This is a genomic window from Streptomyces sp. NPDC002669 (assembly GCF_042889165.1).
Lineage (GTDB): Bacteria > Actinomycetota > Actinomycetes > Streptomycetales > Streptomycetaceae > Streptomyces.
This window is the reverse complement of the sequence record NZ_JBIAQQ010000019.1, coordinates 25,443-43,207: the sequence shown is the minus strand read 5'-3', so window position 1 is coordinate 43,207 and position 17,765 is coordinate 25,443. Positions and strand designations below refer to the sequence as shown.

16 protein-coding genes are annotated in these 17,765 nt (G+C 74.7%); 10 read left to right on the top strand and 6 right to left on the bottom strand.

Annotated elements, in window-relative coordinates:
- Nucleotides 1-123: 123 nt before the first annotated feature.
- Both ACFYW1_RS25745 and ACFYW1_RS25740 read right to left on the bottom strand, forming a co-directional pair.
- Nucleotides 124-1,308: a serine/threonine-protein kinase gene (locus ACFYW1_RS25745; protein ID WP_388998007.1), complete on the bottom strand. Its 1,185-nt coding sequence runs from the start codon at nt 1,306-1,308 to the stop codon at nt 124-126.
- A 247-nt stretch (nt 1,309-1,555) separates the two neighbouring features.
- Nucleotides 1,556-2,041 (bottom strand): Lrp/AsnC family transcriptional regulator, encoded by a 486-nt coding sequence (locus ACFYW1_RS25740; RefSeq protein ID WP_388997699.1) that lies wholly within the window; start codon nt 2,039-2,041, stop codon nt 1,556-1,558.
- Between the two features lie 250 nt (nt 2,042-2,291).
- Between ACFYW1_RS25740 and ACFYW1_RS25735 the strand changes: the two genes are divergently transcribed.
- The 7 genes from ACFYW1_RS25735 (at nt 2,292) to ACFYW1_RS25705 (ending at nt 10,809) form a co-directional block, all read left to right on the top strand.
- Nucleotides 2,292-3,296 carry an alpha/beta hydrolase gene (locus ACFYW1_RS25735; protein ID WP_388997696.1) on the top strand — a complete coding sequence of 335 codons (1,005 nt, stop codon included), beginning with the start codon at nt 2,292-2,294 and terminating at the stop codon, nt 3,294-3,296.
- Nucleotides 3,289-4,449, top strand: coding sequence for an acyltransferase (locus tag ACFYW1_RS25730; protein WP_388997694.1), 1,161 nt, complete (start codon nt 3,289-3,291; stop codon nt 4,447-4,449). Before ACFYW1_RS25735 ends, ACFYW1_RS25730 begins: the two co-directional genes overlap by 8 nt.
- A gap of 25 nt (nt 4,450-4,474) precedes the next feature.
- Nucleotides 4,475-5,815, top strand: a complete 1,341-nt coding sequence (locus ACFYW1_RS25725) for a sensor histidine kinase (RefSeq protein WP_388998004.1) — start codon at nt 4,475-4,477, stop codon at nt 5,813-5,815.
- Nucleotides 5,812-6,483, top strand: a complete 672-nt coding sequence (locus ACFYW1_RS25720) for a response regulator (RefSeq protein ID WP_388997691.1) — start codon at nt 5,812-5,814, stop codon at nt 6,481-6,483. Before ACFYW1_RS25725 ends, ACFYW1_RS25720 begins: the two co-directional genes overlap by 4 nt.
- A 210-nt stretch (nt 6,484-6,693) precedes the next feature.
- Complete coding sequence (locus ACFYW1_RS25715; RefSeq protein WP_388997688.1) at nt 6,694-7,833, top strand: glycosyltransferase family 4 protein; 1,140 nt, start codon at nt 6,694-6,696, stop codon at nt 7,831-7,833.
- Nucleotides 7,834-8,104: 271 nt separating this feature from the next.
- On the top strand, nt 8,105-9,613 hold the full coding sequence (locus ACFYW1_RS25710; protein ID WP_388997685.1) for an FUSC family protein: 1,509 nt from the start codon (nt 8,105-8,107) through the stop codon (nt 9,611-9,613).
- Between the two features lie 125 nt (nt 9,614-9,738).
- Entirely contained in the window at nt 9,739-10,809 is a 1,071-nt protein-coding gene (locus ACFYW1_RS25705) for a lactonase family protein (protein WP_388997682.1), read from the top strand.
- A 97-nt stretch (nt 10,810-10,906) separates the two neighbouring features.
- Here the strand turns inward: ACFYW1_RS25705 and ACFYW1_RS25700 are convergent, their stop codons facing one another.
- Entirely contained in the window at nt 10,907-11,830 is a 924-nt protein-coding gene (locus ACFYW1_RS25700) for a sirohydrochlorin chelatase (RefSeq protein ID WP_388997679.1), read from the bottom strand.
- Nucleotides 11,831-11,949: 119 nt separating this feature from the next.
- Complete coding sequence (locus ACFYW1_RS25695; RefSeq protein WP_388997676.1) at nt 11,950-12,999, bottom strand: N-acetylglucosamine kinase; 1,050 nt, start codon at nt 12,997-12,999, stop codon at nt 11,950-11,952.
- Nucleotides 13,000-13,182: 183 nt separating this feature from the next.
- Here ACFYW1_RS25695 and ACFYW1_RS25690 point away from each other — a divergent pair, with 183 nt between their 5' ends.
- The gene (locus ACFYW1_RS25690) at nt 13,183-13,860 is read left to right on the top strand and encodes a uracil-DNA glycosylase (RefSeq protein WP_388997674.1); all 678 of its coding nucleotides are present in this window, start codon (nt 13,183-13,185) and stop codon (nt 13,858-13,860) included.
- 155 nt (nt 13,861-14,015) lie between these two features.
- On the opposite strand, the gene ACFYW1_RS25685 is transcribed toward ACFYW1_RS25690, so the two are convergent.
- Nucleotides 14,016-15,104, bottom strand: a complete 1,089-nt coding sequence (locus ACFYW1_RS25685) for a WD40/YVTN/BNR-like repeat-containing protein (protein WP_388997671.1) — start codon at nt 15,102-15,104, stop codon at nt 14,016-14,018.
- 196 nt (nt 15,105-15,300) lie between these two features.
- Here ACFYW1_RS25685 and ACFYW1_RS25680 point away from each other — a divergent pair, with 196 nt between their 5' ends.
- The gene (locus tag ACFYW1_RS25680) at nt 15,301-16,017 is read left to right on the top strand and encodes a cupin domain-containing protein (RefSeq protein ID WP_388997669.1); all 717 of its coding nucleotides are present in this window, start codon (nt 15,301-15,303) and stop codon (nt 16,015-16,017) included.
- Between the two features lie 34 nt (nt 16,018-16,051).
- Here ACFYW1_RS25680 and ACFYW1_RS25675 read toward each other — a convergent pair whose 3' ends face one another.
- Nucleotides 16,052-16,609: a GNAT family N-acetyltransferase gene (locus ACFYW1_RS25675; RefSeq protein WP_388997666.1), complete on the bottom strand. Its 558-nt coding sequence runs from the start codon at nt 16,607-16,609 to the stop codon at nt 16,052-16,054.
- 157 nt (nt 16,610-16,766) lie between these two features.
- On the opposite strand from ACFYW1_RS25675, the gene ACFYW1_RS25670 reads away from it, so the two are divergent.
- Nucleotides 16,767-17,765 (top strand): hypothetical protein, encoded by a 999-nt coding sequence (locus ACFYW1_RS25670; protein ID WP_388997663.1) that lies wholly within the window; start codon nt 16,767-16,769, stop codon nt 17,763-17,765.

Genomic DNA, 17,765 nt, shown 5'->3' with positions numbered 1-17,765 from the left:
GTCAAGCCGCGGTGGTGCGATCGCACGACGGCCGGGAGCGGGGCGGGAAACGGGAACGGGGCCGGGGCCGCCGCCCCGGCCCCGACGCACGGCCGCTTCGCCCGGATCCGGGCCGACGCGCGGTCAGGGAGCCGGTGCCTCGGGCCCGGTGGTCGCGGTCGAACCGGTCTCGGGGGTGCCCTCCGACCCGTTGTCCGGGGAGAACAGGGCCATCCCCAGGTACACCGCCGCGATGAAGGCGATCGTGCCGGCGATGGCGCTCGCCACCCGAGGGCGCCGCCTGATCGCCTCACGCGTACCGGTGAGCGGACGCTCCGGCGCGGCCCGCCGGCCGGACGGCGGACGCTCGGCCGCGCGCCGCCGGTGGCCACCGGTCTGCGGCAGGCGGTACGTCGCAGGGCCCCCGGCCTGCGGGTCGGAGCCGGGCCCGGGAGCGAACGCGGGCGCGGGCGCTTGGAGGTGAGGGGCGCCCGCGCCCGGCGGCGCGGTGCGGGGGGCGCCGGTCGGCGGCGGGGGCGCGGGGGAGTACATCGGGAGCGGCTCGGGCTGTCCCCGCCAGGCACCGCTCTGGAACCAGTCGGCGACCTGCTGCGCACCGGGCCGGTCCTCGGGCTGCTTCGCCAGCAGCCCCAGCAGATAGGAGTCGAAGGCCGGGGACAGGTCGACGCCCTGTTGGCGCAGCGGCACCGGTGCGGTGTCGACATGTTGATAGAGCGTCGCGGTCGCCGTGTCCGAACGGAACGGCGGCCGGCCCAGCAGGAGCTGGTAGATCACGCAGCCGAGGGAGTACATGTCGGACGCCGAGCCGGCCGTGCGGCCCAGGGCCCGCTCCGGGGCGAGATAGAGACTGGTGCCGACGATCTGCCCCGTGGTGGTCAGCGCGGCCGAGGGGTCGTCGACGAACTGGGCGATGCCGAAGTCGCCGATCTTGACGGACCCTTCGGCGTCCAGCATCAGGTTCCCCGGCTTGATGTCGCGGTGCACGATGCCCTGGCGGTGGGCGGCGGCGAGCCCGGCGGCCGCCTGCCCCGCGATCCGGGCCACCTGTTCGGCGCCGAGCCGCTCCTCGGCCGCGAGCAGATCGCCCAGGCTCCTGCCCTCGACGAGCTCCATCACGAGGAAGAAACGGTCCTCCCAGGCGCCGAAGTCGAACACGGCCACCAGATGGGGGTGGCTCAGCCGGGCCGCGGTCTGCGCCTCCAGGCGGAACCGGGCGGTGGCCGACTCGTCGGCGTGGTCGCCCAGCAGCAGCTTCACCGCGACCGCCCTGCCGAGCACTTCGTCGGCGGCGCGCCACACCTCCCCCATGCCGCCGCGGCCGATGGGGGATATCAACCGGTACCGACCAGCTACCAGCACCTGTGCACCAATCTCGGATCGTGGGCCGCTTCTGCTGCCACGGCGGCGACCCGACGGGATCGGGGCGAGGTGGGGGGCGCGCGGCAAGATCAGGATATCGGTCCGCCGGACCCCGTCCCGCCCCGTCCCACCCCGTCGCGGAACGGCCGGCCGTTCGTCCGGTGGACCCGGGGCCCTCGGCACGCCGGACCGGCGATCACTTCCGGCCACCGGCCGTCGTGCGTCCCACCGACTCGACGAGCGGCAGCAGCCGGTGCGCGACCCGTTCGCGCAGCGCCACCTCGGTACGGGTCCTGACCACGCCCGGCAGCCGGATCAGCCGCTGGATCACGTCCTCCAGATGCCCGTTGTCCCGGGCCACCACCCGCGCCAGCAGATCGCCGCCCCCCGTCGTCGAGAACGCCTCGACGATCTCCGGCACCGCGGCGAGCGCCTCGCCCACCTCGTCCAGATGCCCCTGGGTGACCTCCAGATGGACGAAGGCCAGGACCGGATGACCCAGCGCGGCGGGGGACAGCACCGGTCCCGTGCCCGTGATCACCCCGTCCCGCTCCAGCCGGTCGATCCGGGCCTGGAGGGTGCCCCGGGCGATCGAGAGGATGCGCGCGTACTCGCGGACGCTGGTGCGCGGCTGCTCGATGAGCAGCCGCAGGATGCGGGTGTCGAGGGCGTCCACCGCCATGGTTCCGTCGGTCTCTTCCTGGTGGGTCGGTCGGGGCTGCGAATGTACCAACGGTGCGAAAGGCGGGTCTGACGGACATGTCCGGCCCGGCTCGATGACGCTCATACCTGTAGTCCCTCAGAGCTACGAGGAAGGTTCACACCCCGGTGGGACGCCGACTACGGGCCGCCGTCCATAACTTCTGTACCCGAAGCCCCGGCCACCCGGCACGGGAAGCCCCGGCCGACCCGGTACGGAAGGAACACCCCTCATGCGGTCCCACCCGCGCGGAACCCGACTGCGTCACGGCCTGCTCGCCGCGCTGGTGGCCGCCTCGGTGGCCGTGCCGGTCTCGGGCGCGGCGATTCCCTCGGCCGTGCCCGCGCCCGCCCCGGCCGCCCACGGACCCCTGCACACCGCCGACCCCGGGGCCCTCGCCGAGCGGTACGCCGCGACCCGCGCCGACATCGAAGCGGCCGGGCGGGCGGCGGCCCGGCACAAGGACCACGGACGGGCCGAGGCGCTGCGCGCGATGGCCGGACCCGGCCGCCACTTCCTCTCCTTCGACGGACGCGACGGGGGCCGCGGCGCCGAGGTCGTCGGCGACCTGTCCCGCGCCGAGCGGATCGCCGTACTGGTCCCGGGCGCGGGCGTCGACCTCGACCACTACTGGCGGCTGCGCAAGGGAGCGCTCGCCCTGCGCGAGGAACTGGGCGGGCGGTCGGCCGTGATCGCCTGGCTCGGCTACCGGACGCCGACCACCGTGAGCACGACCTCGCTGACCTCGGGGCGGGCCGTCGAGGCGGCCCCCGGACTGCGCTCGTTCATCGGGGAGTTGAGAAGAATGAGACCCACGGCCAGGACCACCCTGCTCTGCCACTCCTACGGCTCCGTCGTCTGCGCGCGGGCCGCACACGGACTGCGGGTCGCCGGCATCGTCCTGTACGGCAGCCCCGGCACCGGCTACGGGAACGCCGCGGCCCTGCACGCCCGGGCCACCGTCTGGGCGGGCCGCGGCAGCGACGACTGGATCGCCGACGTGCCCCACGTGAGGCTCCGACTGCCCTTCGTGGACATCGGGTTCGGGACGGACCCGGTCTCGCCCGCCTTCGGCGCCGAGACCTTCGCGGCGGGCTCCGCCGGTCACAGCGACTACCTGCGAAGCGGCTCCGAATCGCTGAGGAACATGGCCCGGATCGTGACCGGGGAGAACCGCGCGGACGCCGGGGCCGCGGACGCGGCACCCGTTTCGGCCCCGGGAGGACGCCATGCGTGACCTCGTCCGGCGGATCGACGCCGCCACCCCCGCCGACCGCGACCGCACCGTCGACGCCCTGCGCGCCGTCGCCATCCTCGGAGTGGTCCTCGGCCACTGGCTGGTGACCGCCCTGGTCGCGGACAGCGGCACCCTGCACGGCGCGAGCCCGCTCCAGTACCTGCCCGGACTCGTACCGGCCTCCTGGGTCTTCCAGACCCTCGCGCTCTTCTTCCTGGTCGGCGGCCAGGTCGCGGCCAGGAGCCACGCCGACGCCATGGCCCGGGGCGGGAGTTACGGCCAGTGGCTCCGCGCCCGCATGACCAGGCTGCTGCGCCCGGTGGTCGTCGTACTGGCCGTGTGGACCGTGGCGGCGTGCGCGATGCTGGCCTCCGGAACGGACCAGGGCACCGTGCGGGCCCTGTGCAAACTGGTCTGGTCCCCGCTGTGGTTCCTGGCGGTCTTCGCGGCGCTGACGGCGGCCACCCCGCTGGTGGCGCGGCTGCACCCGCTCTGGCCGTTCGCCGTCGTGCTCGTCGTCGACCTCTACCGGTTCGGCCTGGACACGCCCACCGCGTTCGCCTCGGTCAACGTGGCGGCCGGCTGGCTGGTGCTGTACTGCCTGGGCGCGGCGTGGGCACGCGGTGAGCTGCGGAGCCGCCGGACCGGCTGGATCCTGCTGCTCGGCGGGGCCGCGGCCACCGCCGGACTGGTCGGGTGGGGCGGCTACCCGGCCGCCATGGTCGGTGTGCCCGGCACGGAGGTCTCCAACCTCGACCCGCCGACCCTCGCCGTGGTCACCTTCGGCCTCGCGCAGTGCGGTGCGGCGCTGCTGCTGCTCGGCCCGCTGCGCCGGGTGCTGCGGCGTCCCGCCGTCTGGGCGGCGGTGGCGGTACTGAACCTCTCCGCGATGACGGTGTTCCTGTGGCACCAGACCGCGATGATCGCGGTCACCGCGCTCGGCCTGTCGGCGGGCGGGGCCCTGACGGGGCTGCACACCGTCCCCGACCATCCCGGCTGGGTGCTCGCCCGGCTGGCCTGGCTGCCCGTGTTCGCCCTCGCGCTGACGGTCTGCTGGGCGGCGTTCCGGGGCCACGAACAGGGGCGGTCGCGGCGCAGGAGCCTGGTCGTCCGTGAAGGGCGCCCCGGACGGGCGGCGGCACGACGTGCATAAGGTGCGACCTGTGAACCGGGGAGACATGACGAAGTGGTCGGCGCGGGTGCTGCGGGAGTTGCCCCGCGCCCTGCACAAGGACCTCATGACATCGGCCACCGACCCGAACGGGCGGCCGCGTTGGCTGGAATGGCGACCGGTGATCCTGGTGCCGCTGGTGCTGCTCGCGATGGTCGTGCTCATCACCAACACCAACCAGTACACCTTCGAACTCGGGACGGGCCTCCTGCTCGGCCTCCTGTTCGCCGGTGTCCAGTCGGCGGCGTTCGTCGCCGCCCTGTACCGCCCGGTCCCGGCCTGGTGGACGTCGGTGCTCGTCATGGTGGTGATCACCCCGTTCGCCACGAACGCCAGTTCCGGCCAGATGGTGTTCCCCCGGGAGGGAGTCACCATCCCGGACCACGTGGCGTTCCCCTGGAACGAGGCCAACATCGCGGTGCAGGCCGGTGTGCTGTTCCTGCTCGCCCTGCGGGTACGCCCCCGGATCACCGCCGAGGCCCTGACGATCACCATGCTGGTGGGATTCGCCTGCGGCCGGGCCGTCCCCTGGAGCGACGGCCCCGGCCCCGGACTCGCCGCCGCCGTCCTGCTCGTCGCCGCGGGGATGGGTGCCGCCCTGCGCGGCCTGGTCGTGGCCCGTACCCGACTCGTCGTGCAGGAGGAACTCACCGCCGAGGAACGCGCCCGGCGCACCCTGCTGGAGGAACGCAACCGCATCGCCCGGGAACTGCACGACGTGGTCGCCCACCACATGTCGGTCATCTCCATCCAGGCGCAGGTCGTCCCGCACCTGGTCGACAACCCGTCCGACGAACTGCGGGAGAACGTCGAGGGCATCCGCCGCAACGCGGTCGACGCCCTCACCGAACTGCGCCGCGTCCTGGGCGTGCTGCGCTCGGAGGACCCCCTCCCGCAGGCGGCCCGGCACGCCCCGCAGCCCACCCTCGACCGGCTGGACGAACTCGTCGACAACGCGCGGGGCGCCGGGGTCGAGGTCACCGCCGAGACCACCGGGGAGCCGCGCCCGCTCTCCCCGGGGGTCGAACTGTCCGCCTTCCGCATCGTGCAGGAGGCGCTCAGCAACGCGATGCGGCACGCACCGGGCGCCCGGGTACGGGTGGAGATCGGCCACGGTGCGTCCGAGGTCGCCGTCCGGGTCACCAACACCGCCCCCGACCGGGCGGTACCGCCCTCGCCGGGCGCGGGCCACGGCCTGCTCGGCATGCGCGAGCGCACCGCGATGCTGGGCGGCGAGATCGTCACCGGAACCACCCCGGACGGCGGTTACGAGGTCGCTGCGATACTGCCCACACCGCCCCCAGCGGGGCGCGCCGCCCCCACCGACCCTGCCGAGGAAAGCCGATGACGGCCATTCGCGTTCTGATCGCCGACGACCAGATGATGGTCCGTCAGGGCTTCACGGTGCTGCTCAACGCGGAACCCGGCATCGAGGTGGTCGGCCAGGCGGTGGACGGCGTCGACGCCGTCGAGAAGGTGGCCGAACTCGACCCGGACGTGGTCCTGATGGACATCCGCATGCCCCGGCTCGGCGGGATCGAGGCGACGCGCACCGTCACCGGACGCGACGGCGCCACCGTCAAGGTCCTCGTCCTCACCACCTTCGACCTCGACGAGTACGTCTACGAGGCGCTGCGCGCCGGCGCGTCCGGCTTCCTCCTGAAGGACGCGTCGGCCGACGAACTCGCCCACGCGGTACGGGTGGTGGCGGCAGGCGAGGCCCTGCTCGCCCCGAACATCACCAAGCGGCTGATCGCCGAGTTCGCCCGGGTGAGCGCCACGCCGCGCCCCCCGGCGAAGGGCCGCGCGGGCGATCTGACGGAGCGTGAGACCGAGGTCCTCTCCCTGATCGCGCAGGGCCTGTCCAACGCCGAGATCGCCGTACGCCTGGTGGTCGCCGAGCAGACCGTGAAGACCCATGTGGGCCGGATACTGCTCAAGTTGGGGCTGCGCGACCGGACCCAGGCCGCGGTCCACGCCTATGAGACGGGACTGGTGCGCCCGACCGGTTACTGACCCGGCGCCGCCACCCGCCCGGCACCCCCCACCACCATCACCCGTGCGCACCGTCCGTTTCCGCCTGCCCGAAAACGCCCGCCTGCCCGAAAACACCCGCCCGGAGACATCCGCCTGCCCGAAAACGGCCGTGCGGCACCACGTCCGTGCCCGCACCCCGCTTCCCCGCGGACCGACCGATCCCGTCCAGCCGAAGGAACCGATATCCCCATGGGCTCCACCCTCGTCATCACCAACGACTTCCCGCCCCGCCAGGGCGGCATCGAAACCTTCGTCCACGCGATGGCCACCCGCGTGCCCGACGACGACGTGGTCGTCTACACCTCGCACGAGCCCGGGGACACCGCCTACGACGCGCGGCTCCCGTTCCCCGTCGTACGGGACCGCAGCCGCACGCTGCTGCCGACCGCCCGGGCGACCCGCAGGGCCGTCGAGATAGCCCGGAGCCACGGCTGCGACCGGGTCTGGTTCGGGGCCGCCGCCCCCCTGGCCCTGATGGCGCCGGCCCTGCGCCGCAGCGGCGTGCGGCGCATCGTGGCCACCACGCACGGCCACGAGATCTGGTGGGCCCGGACCCCCGGCGCGCGCGGGCTCATGCGCCGGATGGGCCGCGGCGTCGACGTCGTCACCTACCTGGGGCAGTACACCCGCGACCGGATCCGGCCCGCCCTCGGCCCGGGAGTGCACATGAGCCGGCTGGTGCCCGGCGTCGACGCCGAGACGTACCGGCCGCCCGCCGACGCGGCGGAGCTGCGGGCCGGACTCGGCCCGGACGGGGCGCGCATCATCCTGTGCGTCGCCAGGCTCGTCCCCCGCAAGGGGCAGGACATGCTGATCCGGGCCCTGCCGCTGATCCGGAGCAAGGTGCCCGACGCGGTGCTGGTGGTGGTCGGCCAGGGTCCCGACGAGGCCCGGCTGCGCAAGCTGGCCGAACGCCACGGCGGGGGAGCCGTCCGCTTCGTGGGCGGTGTGTCGCACACCGACACGCCCCCCTACTACGCCGCGGCGGACGTCTTCGCGATGCCGTGCCGCACCCGCAGGGCCGGACTGGAGGCCGAAGGGCTCGGGATCGTTTTCCTGGAGGCGGCGGCGAGCGGGCTGCCGGTGGTCGTCGGCGACTCGGGCGGCGCCCCGGACACCGTGCTCGACGGCAGGACCGGCCGGGTCGTGGACGGCACCGACCACACGGCCGTCGCCGAGGCGCTGACCCGCATACTCCTCGACCCCGACCGGGCCGCGATGGGCGCCGCGGGCCGCGCCTGGGTCGAGGAGACCTGGTCCTGGGAGGCGTCGGCCCGCCATCTGACCCACCTCCTGACCCCCGCCGAGGAACGGACGCCGACCCGCTGACGGGCCCGGCTCCCGCCGCGGGAGCGCCGTCCCGTCGCCACCGGTCCACGGCGCGACGGGACGGCCCGGACACGGTGCGCCGCCGGTCCGTTGGCTTACCCGTGGTGCGCCGGACGGGCGGTTCACTGGGCCAATGGCCCATCGCTTTCGCGCCGAGTTGAGCCATGATTCGGAAAGATGTTGTGATGTACCCGTCGATGGCGCTGCGGATCTCCGCGGCGCCTTTTTCATGCCGGTGCACGGAGCCGGTGCGCTGAAGCGGGAGCATGCGGTGCTGAAGAGGATGTTCGTTTCCCCGGACCCGGGCCGGGCGCGGCTGCGCGGCGCCCTCCGGGCCGTCCTCGGCATCGGAGCGGCCGTCGCGCTGTGCGGACTGACCGGCCACTCGCTCGTCGCGGCCATCACCGGCGGCCTCGCCGCCCTGCTGGCCCTGTTCACGGTGCTGGACACCACGGTGCGCGGCCAGGCGGTCACCACGGCCCTGCTGCCCGTCGCCGGTTTCCCCGTGCTCGCTCTCGCCGCGGGGCTGCACGACCACCCGATGGCGCGCGACGCGGTCTTCCTCGTGATCGTGGGCGCGGGCGTGTACGCCCGGCGCTGGGGGCCGCGCGGCCACTCGCTCGGCGTGTTCGCGTTCATGGCCTTCTTCACCGCGCAGTTCCTCCACACCCTGCCGGGGCAACTGCCCGAGCTGTACACCGCGATCGCCCTCTCGCTGCTCGTCTCCTCGACCGTCCGCTTCGGCCTGTGGTGCTACGAGCGGCGGCAGCCGCCCGCCGTCGCCCTCGCCCCGGTGACCGGCCGGGGCCTGGCCAGGGCGACCACGCGCCAGGCGGTCCAGGCGACCGCCGGCGGCGCCCTCGCCCTCACGGCGGGACTGCTCCTCTCCGAGGAACGGTGGTACTGGGCCGTGGGCGCCACCTGGTGGGTGTTCGTGAACACCGCCTCGCGCGGCGAGACGCTGGTGCGCGGCTTCCGCCGGATCCTGGGCACGCTGATCGGCATCCCCGTCGGCCTGGCCGTCGTCGTCCCCCTGCACGGGGCGCCCGCGCCCACCGCGCTCCTCGTCGCCGCCGGGGTCTTCGGCATCTTCTACACCGCGGCGGTCTCCTACACCTGGATGGTCCTCTCGGTCACGGTGATGGCCGGCGCGCTCTACGGACTCCTCGGCGTACTGGACCCGGCGCTGCTCGCGCTGCGACTGGCCGAGACCGGCGTGGGCGCGCTCGGCGCGATGCTCGCGGTGCTCCTCGTCCTGCCCGTCACCACGCACGCCACGACCGACGCCTGGATCCAGCGGGCCCTGCGCTGTGTGCACGCCTGCACCGCGGAGGCCGCCGCCCGGCTCTCGGGATCGCCCACCGCGGACCCGGCGCCCCGGATCGCCGAACTGGAGGCGCTCCTGGGCCGGGTGCGGCTGTCCCTGGCCCCGCTGGTCCACCCGCTGAGCCCGCTGCGGGCCCGCCGGGTCCGCGCCGGGCAGGTGCTCGCGCTGCTGGACGACTGCGCCCGCGAGGTGCGCGGCCTGGCCTCCGTCGCGGCCGACCCGGAAGCCAGCCACGACGCCCGGCTCGCCGCCGCCTGCTGGCGCGTGGAGGCGTCCGTGGAGGCCCTGACGACCCCGAAACCGCCGCACGGCACGGACCCCGTCCCGAGTCTCCCGCCGCACCCGGCCGCGGCCGGACCCGCGCTCGCCCATCTGCACGGCCTGGAACGGGCGCTCGCCGAACTCGCCGCACCGCTGCGCTCCGACCCCGGGGCGCCGCTGGTCGGAGCGTGAACCGCCCCGTCGCACCGGGCCGGTGACCGAGGCGCTGGTCCGTACCAGGGCGGTCACTGCTACCGTCGCCCCGGAAGATCACGGCCGTGCGCGGCCGTGATCAGTCGGCCGAGAGGGGCAGTGCGATGGGCAGCGACAGCGGTGCGACACGGGCGTTCATCGGCTCGTTCACCTCGGCGGGCGGACCGGGAATCACCGTCGCCGCCGTGGACGCGAAGTCCGGGGCGCTGACCGCCCTCGGCGCCACGGACGCGGTGCCCGACCCCTCGTACCTCGCTCTCGGCCGGGGCACGGGCCCGGCCGGCGGCGTGCTCTACGCGGTCAGCGAGACCGAGGACGGCGCGGCGGCCGCGCTGGACGTCACCGGCGACGTACCGCGGCCGGTCGACGGGACCCGCCCGGTGGACGGCGGCGGCCCGACCCATCTGGCGCTCGCGGGCGGCCACCTGCTCACCGCCAACTACAACTCCGGCAGCGTCACCGCCCTGCCCGTCAGGGCGGACGGCTCGCTCGGCCCGGCCGCCTCCGTGCTCCGGCACGAGGGCAGCGGCCCGAACCCCGACCGCCAGCGGTCCCCGCACGCCCACCAGGTGCTGCCGGACCCGTCGGGGAACTGGGTCCTGTCCGTGGACCTGGGGACCGACTCCGTACGGATCTGCGCGCTCGACCCGGCCACCGGGGAGCTGCGGCCGCACGGAGAGACGCCCCTGCGGCCGGGCACGGGCCCGCGCCACCTGGCCTTCCACCCCGCCGGCGGCCACGCCTACGTCCTGAACGAGCTGGAACCCACCGTCACCACGTGCCGGTGGAACGCCGCCGCCGGAGTCCTGGAGCCGGTCGGGGAGACGCCCGTGCTGCCGGACGGGGCGCCGGCGGACAGCGACGCGGCGGCGTACCCGTCCGAGGTGGTCGTCTCGCCCGACGGACGGTTCCTCTGGACCGCCAACCGGGGCCCCGACAGCATCTCCGTCCTCGCGCTCGACCCCACCGGCGAGCGGGTCACCCCGGTCACGGCCGTGGACTGCGGCGGGCACTGGCCGCGCGATCTCGCGCTCGACCCCACCGGGCGCAGGCTGTACGCGGCCAACGAGCGGTCCGGGAACGTCACCTGGTTCGACGTCGACCCGGAGACCGGCGTCCCGGAGCGGGCCGGCTCACTGGACGTTCCCGCCGCCTCCTGCGTGATCTTCGGCTGACCGCACCCCGCACACGGCACGAGCGCCGGACGGGACCGGAGGACCGGTCCCGTCCGGCGCTCGCGGACGGCTGGGCCGCCGGGAACCCGGCACCGGGTCAGTGCGCCTGGGCGCCCTGCGGCGTCACCGGCGTGATCCCGAGCGTCGTCATGTACATCGACAGCACGAGCTTGCCGATCGCCGGGTACGCACCGAGCGGCTCGGCCGTCGCGCAGCCGGCCTCCTTCGCGGCGGCGTCCAGCAGACCCTCGGCCACCTCCGGGCCGACCAGGTACGGCGCCACCGCGAGCTGCACCGAGCCGGACCCGGTGAGCTGCTCGGCGATCGACGCGACGGAACCCTCCACGTCGAGCGCCGCGGCCATCACGGGCACCGCCAGCCGGGCGGCCAGCAGCATGCCGGTGATCCCGGCGGCCTGCACGGCCTCCTCGCCGCCCACCGTCGCCAGCACGATGCCGTCGGCGGCCGTCGCCACCGTGAAGAGCCTCGCCCGGTCGGCGCGGGCCAGCCCGGCCTCGGAGAGGCGCACGTGCAGAGCCTCGGCGAGCAGCGGGTGCGGGCCCAGCACGTCGGTCAGCTCGGCCTGCGTGCCGCTGTCCATCACCGCCTGCCGTATCCGCCGGATCAGGGCGCTGTCGGGTCCCGCGAGCAGCGGTACGACGACGGCGGACGGCCCCTCGGGCTCGGCGACCTCACGGCCCGCGGCCTGCGCCTGCTCGTAGCGCGCGACGCGCTCGGCGGCGCAGTGGGCGAGGACGGAGGAGAGCGTGGGGTACTCGGCGTCGTCGCCGTCGAGGTAACCGATCCGGGCGTTGAGGCCGGGCAGCTCGGAACGGGCGATGCTGATCACTTCCTCGGCCAGACCGCGGGTGGCCGAGGAGGGGGTACCGGGGATGGCGAGGACGAGCGCGGCGGCGCCCTCGGGTGCGACCACGGGCTCCGGGCGGCGGTGCCGTCCGGACTGGCGAGGTCGCGGCATTCGTACAGGCAGGCCGGAAGCGGGCCCAGTGGGGGTGCTCATGGCGCCGCATGCTACTGGTTTTGGGTGCGCCTCTGTTCGGGGAGGGCCCGGACGGGCGACATCTGTCCCCTTTTATCCGATGAGTGGCATACCTGTCGACTGTCCTGCTCTGTCGCCTCCTACTCGTTTTCTCGCGCAGGCCCGTCACCAGGCACGCCGAGCAGGGTCGGATGGCGGGGCAGCAGCAGGTCCCCGGTCGCCAGCGCCCGGGCGATGACGAGCGCGCCCGTCAGCGGATCACCCGAACCGGGGACCACCCGTGCCCGCGGAAGCCGGCGCGCCAGCTCCGCGCGCAACGGCCGCAGCAGCGGATCGCCCATCCGGAACAGACCGCCCGTCAGCGCCACCTCGCACGGCTCGCCGTCGGCCCCGGCCTCGGGACACACCGCCGCGGCCGCGTCCGCGACGTGTCCGGCGGCCTCGCGCAGGATGCCCGCGGCGACCGGGTCGTCCCCGGCGCACGCCGCGACCTCGGGCGCGAACGAGGCCAGTACGGCGGGGCGGTCGGTACGCGGATAGAGCAGCCCCGGCAGTTCCGGAGCCGGTCCGAACACCGCCTCCAGCCGGGCCAGCAGTGCGGCGGACCCGCCGCGCCGCCCGTCGTGGGCGCGCATGGCCGCCTCCAGTCCGGCCCGGCCGATCCAGGCGCCGCCGCCGCTGTCGCCCAGCAGGTGCCCCCAGCCGTCGGCCCGGCGCCAGCTCCGCAGGTCCGTGCCCAGCGCGATCATGCCCGTGCCACCCGCGACGACGGCGCCCGGACGCTGGCCGACCGCTCCCGCGTACGCGGTCACCGCGTCGGCGGCGAGGGCCAGCCGCCGCACCCCGAGCGCCTTCTCCAGGGCCGACGGCAGCTCCGCGCGCAACTGCCCGCCGAGCGTCGCCATGCCGGCGGCGCCGATCGCCACCGCCCCGATCCCGCGGCCGTCCGCACCGCCGTGCTCCTCCAGCAACCGGCGGGCGGCGGGCAGCAGTTGTTCCAGCAGGTGGTCCGCGTCGATCCCGGCCGGCCCGGTGCGCACCGGGCCGGCGCAGACCGCCGTCGCCACCGGGCCGGACGCCTCGACCGCGCCCAGCGCCACCCGCAGCCCCGAACCGCCCGAGTCCACGCCGAGCACGTACGGCCCCGAGGCCGCAGCGGTGCTTTCCGGCGAACGCCTGGCTGAGCTCATGGACCGGCTCCAACGGGGAAGGGGATCACGACGGCGGCAGCCTATCCCCACCCCCGCGGACCGGGACCGGGGGAGCGGCCGTCCCGCTTCGGCGGGCGGCTCCGGGCCGATGCGGGGTGGTGCGGGTCGATGCGGGTGGGAACGGACGGGAGTTGTCCGACTACGCCGGTAGAGTGATCCACCGTGGCACCACGACCCTTGAATGAAGTAGTAGAGCCCGGTTGGGCCGAGGCACTCGCCCCCGTGGCCGGACACATCGCCGCGATGGGCGATTTCCTGCGGGCGGAGGTCGCGGCCGGCCGCACCTACCTGCCGGCCGGGGCGAACGTCCTGCGCGCGTTCCAGCAGCCCTTCGACGAGGTACGCGTCCTGATCGTCGGTCAGGACCCCTATCCGACACCCGGAATGGCGATGGGGCTGAGCTTCTCGGTGGCCCCCGAGATCCGCCAGGTGCCCGGCAGCCTGGAGAACATCTTCCGGGAAATGCACACGGACCTGGGCCTGCCGCGCCCGTCCAACGGCGACCTGACGCCCTGGACGCGCCAGGGTGTGCTGCTGCTGAACAGGGCGCTCACCACGGCCCCCCGCAAGCCGGGCGCGCACCGCGGCAAGGGCTGGGAGGAAGTGACCGAACAGGCCATCCGGGCACTGGCCGCGCGCGGCAAACCACTGGTGTCCGTGCTGTGGGGGCGCGACGCCCGCAACCTCCGGCCGTTCCTCGGCGACTATCCGGCGATCGAGTCCGCGCACCCCTCGCCGATGTCGGCGGACCGCGGCTTCTTCGGCTCGCGCCCGTTCAGCCGCACCAACGAACTCCTGCTCGGCCAGGGCGCTCCGGCGGTGGACTGGCGACTGCCGTAGCGCGGCCGCTCGCGGTCCGGCACGGCACGGGAACGGCGCCGCCCCCTCCGGGGGCCGGTGCCGTTCCCGTCACCGGGCTCGGCGGGCTTTTCGAAAACACCCCGGGAGCCCCGGGGCGGGCCGATCGCGCCGGAGGGTCCGGCCGACTGCGGGGGTCAGGCGTCGATGACCGCCGCCCGCACGCAGAAGACGTCCGGCAGGTGCGAGGCGAGCTGCTGCCAGCTGTCCCCGTCGTCCGCGCTCGCGTACACCTCGCCGTTGCGATTGCCGAAGTAGACGCCCGCCGGGTCGGCGTCGTCCGTGCACAGGGCGTCCCGCAGCACCGTGCCGTAATGGGTGCCCTCGGGCAGACCGGCCGACAGCGGCTCCCAGGTCCCGCCCGCGTCGTCGGTGCGGAACACCCGGCAGCGGTGCTCGGCGGGCACCCGGTCGGAATCGGCGTTGATCGGGAAGACGTACACCGTGTTCGGGCGGTGCGGGTGCGCGGCCGCGGCGAAACCGAAGTCCGAGGGCAGGCCCCGCCCGATGTCGGTCCAGTTGTCCCCGGAGTCGTCGCTGCGGAACACCCCCCAGTGGTTCTGGAGGTAGAGCCGGTCGGGGTCGACCGCGTCCCTGGTCACTTTGTGGACGCACTGGCCGAACTCCGGATTCGGGTCGGGCAGGAAGACCGCCGACACCCCCTTGTTCGACGGGGCCCAGCTCGCGCCGCCGTCCTTGGTGCGGAACACCCCGGCCGTGGACACCGCCACGGTGACGGCGCGGGGGTCCCTCCGGTCCGTCAGGACGGTGTGCAGGCCCTCGCCGCCGCCGCCGGGCTCCCACCGCGAACGCGTCGGGTGCTCCCACAGCGGACGGACCAGCTCGAACGACTCCCCGCCGTCCTCGGAGCGGAACAGCGCGGCGGGCTCCGTCCCCGCGTACACGACATCGGGCGCCTCGGGGCCCGCCGGGTGCAGCTGCCAGACCCGCTCCAGCGAAGCCCCGGTGAACCGGGGGAACTTCACGGCCGGCTGCTGCGGCTCCACCCACGTCCTGCCCAGGTCGTCGGAGTGGAAGACCGAAGGGCCCCAGTGCGAACTGTCGCCGCCGACCAGCAGCCGGGGGACCTTCCTCCGGGTGTCGATGGCGACCGAGTAGATCGCCTGTGCGTTGAAGTGCGGGCCGTCGAACTCCCACCCGCCACCGTGCCTGCGGCCGATGAAGAGTCCCTTGCGGGTGCCCACGGTGAGCAGTACGTCGGTCATGACCGAACCTCCCGAAACGCCGTTGTGCCGGATACGGGCCAGTCTGCACCCCACCACTGACACCGGCCCGCAGGGCGGCACCGGAATCCGGGGGCTGTCGCGTCAAGGGCGGTGCGAGTACCGTACGGACCGGCGTGGAAAGCGCTTGCCAAGCATCCGGCGCGGAGCGCCCGGACGAAAGGGCGGAGGAGCGACTGTGCCCACCTTCGAGGGGTTGCCCGGCGGCGTCGCGGTGTCCCACCTGCGGGTCTACGACTGGCCCGCCGCGGACGGCCTGCGCGGCGGGACGCCCCATCTCCACCTCGCCTGTTCCGAGGGGTACGTGGTGGTCGGGGGCACGGGCTCGGTGCAGACCCTCACCGCCTCGGGATTCCGGCGGACGCCGCTCTCGCCCGGCGCGCTGGTCCGGTTCGCGCCGGGCACGATCCACCGGCTCGTCGCCGGGGACGGGCTGCGGCTCGTCGTCCTGATGGAGAACGGCGGGCTGCCCGAGGCGGGCGACGCCGTGCTCACCCTGCCGCCGGAGCACCTGACGGACCCGGAGACCTACCGGGCGGTGGCCGCCCTGCCCGTCGACGGCTCCGAGGCGGAACGGGAACGGGCCGCCCGGGCGCGCCGCGACCTCGCGGTCGAGGGCTTCCTCGCCCTGCGCGAATCCACCGAGGCGGGCGACCCCGCGCCGCTCGCCGCCTTCCACCGGGCGGCGGCCGCGCTCGTGCGCCCCCGGATCGAGGACTGGCGCGACCGCTGGCGGCGGGGAGCCGCCGCCGCTTCCGCGGCGACCGGCGAACGGCTCGACGCGCTGGAGCGCGGGGACGGCGGTTATCTCGGCGACGCCCAAGTGCACGCGGAACGGCCCTCCGGACACGGGGAGTTCGGCATGTGCGGCTACCTGGACGTCTACCGGGGCTGACCGGCCGGGGCCCCGGGCCGGGTACAGGCCGGGGTCAGACTCGCGCGTCGGCGTCGGCGTCGGCGTCGGCGTCGGCGTGGGGGTGGGGCGGGGCGGAGCGGGTCAGCACCCGGGTCGTGCTGCCGTCGTCCTCCAGCATGTCCCGGACGTGCCGGAACCCGATCCGGCCCAACAGCGCCAGGGACGCGGCGTTCTCGGCGGCCACCGTGGCGTGCACCTCGGGAAGCCCGAGCGTGCCGAAGCCGTAGCCGGTCAGCACCTCGGCGATCTCGGTGCCGAACCCGCGCCCCCACGCGGTGACGGCCAGCGCGTAGACGATTTCGTGGCCGCCCACCTCCTCGGACGGCTTGATCTCGGCGTGCCCGACGAACCGGCCCCCGTGCCGGACCGCCCACACGTCGAACAGGTCCTGGGCGTACACCTTGCTGAAGATCCGCCCGAACAGGGCGCGGTCCTCGGCCTCGGTGCAGGGCCCGTTCCCCATCCAGCGGGAAACCCGGTGGTCCTGGAAGAGCGCGACGAAGTCCTCCTCGTCGCCGGGCGCGTACGGCTCCAGACACAGTCGTGCGGTGCTCAGGGCAGGGCTCGTCATGACCGGTGACGCTACGCAGAGGCACGGCAGGTCCGCAACGGACATTTCTCGTGACCGGCGGGCGGACGCCCCGCGGCCGGGCGGACGGCGGGATTCCGCCGGGGCACCCCACCGGACGGCCCGGCGTTGTCAGTGGTGGCCCGTACGGTCGGGAGACATGGAACCGGTGACATCGCCGTGGGAGTCACGGGAGCGGGTGGAGTACGTCCGGGGGCTCGTCGACAGGGGCGACCCGATGGCGCTGTCGCGCGCCCTGCTCCTCCCGGGGAGCGGATGGTGGGACGACGGACTCGGTGTCATGGCGGTGCTGCGCGGCCTGCCGGAGGACCAACGGCTCGTGCTGGCCCGGTCGTTCGCCGAGCACATGACTCCGGAGCGGAACGGCACCGATGCCGGGAAGCGCGCTCCGGTGCTGCTCGCCGCCGTGTCGCGAGGCTTCGCGGAACGCTCCTGGTGCGATGCCTGGGAGGCCCTGCTGAGGGACAAGGCGGACCGGCTCTGGTCCTGCGGGACGGAGGACGACCTGTGGACCTGCGCCCACGCGCTGCTGGACGCGGGCCGACAGCCGCACGACGAGGTCGTCGGACTGCTCCGCCGCTCGGCCCTGGAGGGTTCCTGGCCGCGGGAGTGCGTGGAGCCGGTGCTCGGCAGGCTGCGCGGACCCGTGCTCGACCCCGGTGACCGCTGGGCCGACCGGGTCCTGGCCGAACTGCCCGTGCTCGGCGATTCCTGGCACGCCCTCGTGGCGCACGCGCTGCGCGCACCGGCCGGACACCCCGCCCGGTCCTGGGAGCGCCGGGCGCTCGCCCTCGCCGATCCGCTCGGACCCGGGCGGGTCCGGGACACGGTGATCCCCTGGCTGGACCTCGCGGCCGAGGGCGGGGGCCGCGACGACGGCGCCTACGACCCGTACAACCTGCCCGCGCTCGTGGGCCTCGTACGGCTGCTCCCGCTGCTCCCGCCGTGCCCCGAATCGATCCGCGTCCTCGGCGCCCTGGTGGAACGCCCGCCCCTGCGGACCTCGTCGACCGGCGCGGCCGTACGCTCCCTGGCCCGCTTCCCGCACGCCCTGGGCCGGCCCGAACTGCACCGGCTGTCCACCCGTGTCGGACACAAGCTGACCCGCAGACAGATACACCAGGCACTGGAGTCCTGA

Bases quoted from the DNA above. Each gene is read 5' to 3' on its own strand.
- ACFYW1_RS25745 (WP_388998007.1), bottom strand. From the start codon at position 1,308: ATGGGGGAGGTGTGGCGCGCCGCCGACGAAGTGCTCGGCAGGGCGGTC.
- ACFYW1_RS25740 (WP_388997699.1), bottom strand. From the start codon at position 2,041: ATGGCGGTGGACGCCCTCGACACCCGCATCCTGCGGCTGCTCATCGAG.
- ACFYW1_RS25735 (WP_388997696.1), top strand. From the start codon at position 2,292: ATGCGGTCCCACCCGCGCGGAACCCGACTGCGTCACGGCCTGCTCGCC.
- ACFYW1_RS25730 (WP_388997694.1), top strand. From the start codon at position 3,289: ATGCGTGACCTCGTCCGGCGGATCGACGCCGCCACCCCCGCCGACCGC.
- ACFYW1_RS25725 (WP_388998004.1), top strand. From the start codon at position 4,475: ATGACGAAGTGGTCGGCGCGGGTGCTGCGGGAGTTGCCCCGCGCCCTG.
- ACFYW1_RS25720 (WP_388997691.1), top strand. From the start codon at position 5,812: ATGACGGCCATTCGCGTTCTGATCGCCGACGACCAGATGATGGTCCGT.
- ACFYW1_RS25715 (WP_388997688.1), top strand. From the start codon at position 6,694: ATGGGCTCCACCCTCGTCATCACCAACGACTTCCCGCCCCGCCAGGGC.
- ACFYW1_RS25705 (WP_388997682.1), top strand. From the start codon at position 9,739: ATGGGCAGCGACAGCGGTGCGACACGGGCGTTCATCGGCTCGTTCACC.
- ACFYW1_RS25700 (WP_388997679.1), bottom strand. From the start codon at position 11,830: ATGAGCACCCCCACTGGGCCCGCTTCCGGCCTGCCTGTACGAATGCCG.
- ACFYW1_RS25695 (WP_388997676.1), bottom strand. From the start codon at position 12,999: ATGAGCTCAGCCAGGCGTTCGCCGGAAAGCACCGCTGCGGCCTCGGGG.
- ACFYW1_RS25685 (WP_388997671.1), bottom strand. From the start codon at position 15,104: ATGACCGACGTACTGCTCACCGTGGGCACCCGCAAGGGACTCTTCATC.
- ACFYW1_RS25675 (WP_388997666.1), bottom strand. From the start codon at position 16,609: ATGACGAGCCCTGCCCTGAGCACCGCACGACTGTGTCTGGAGCCGTAC.
- ACFYW1_RS25670 (WP_388997663.1), top strand. From the start codon at position 16,767: ATGGAACCGGTGACATCGCCGTGGGAGTCACGGGAGCGGGTGGAGTAC.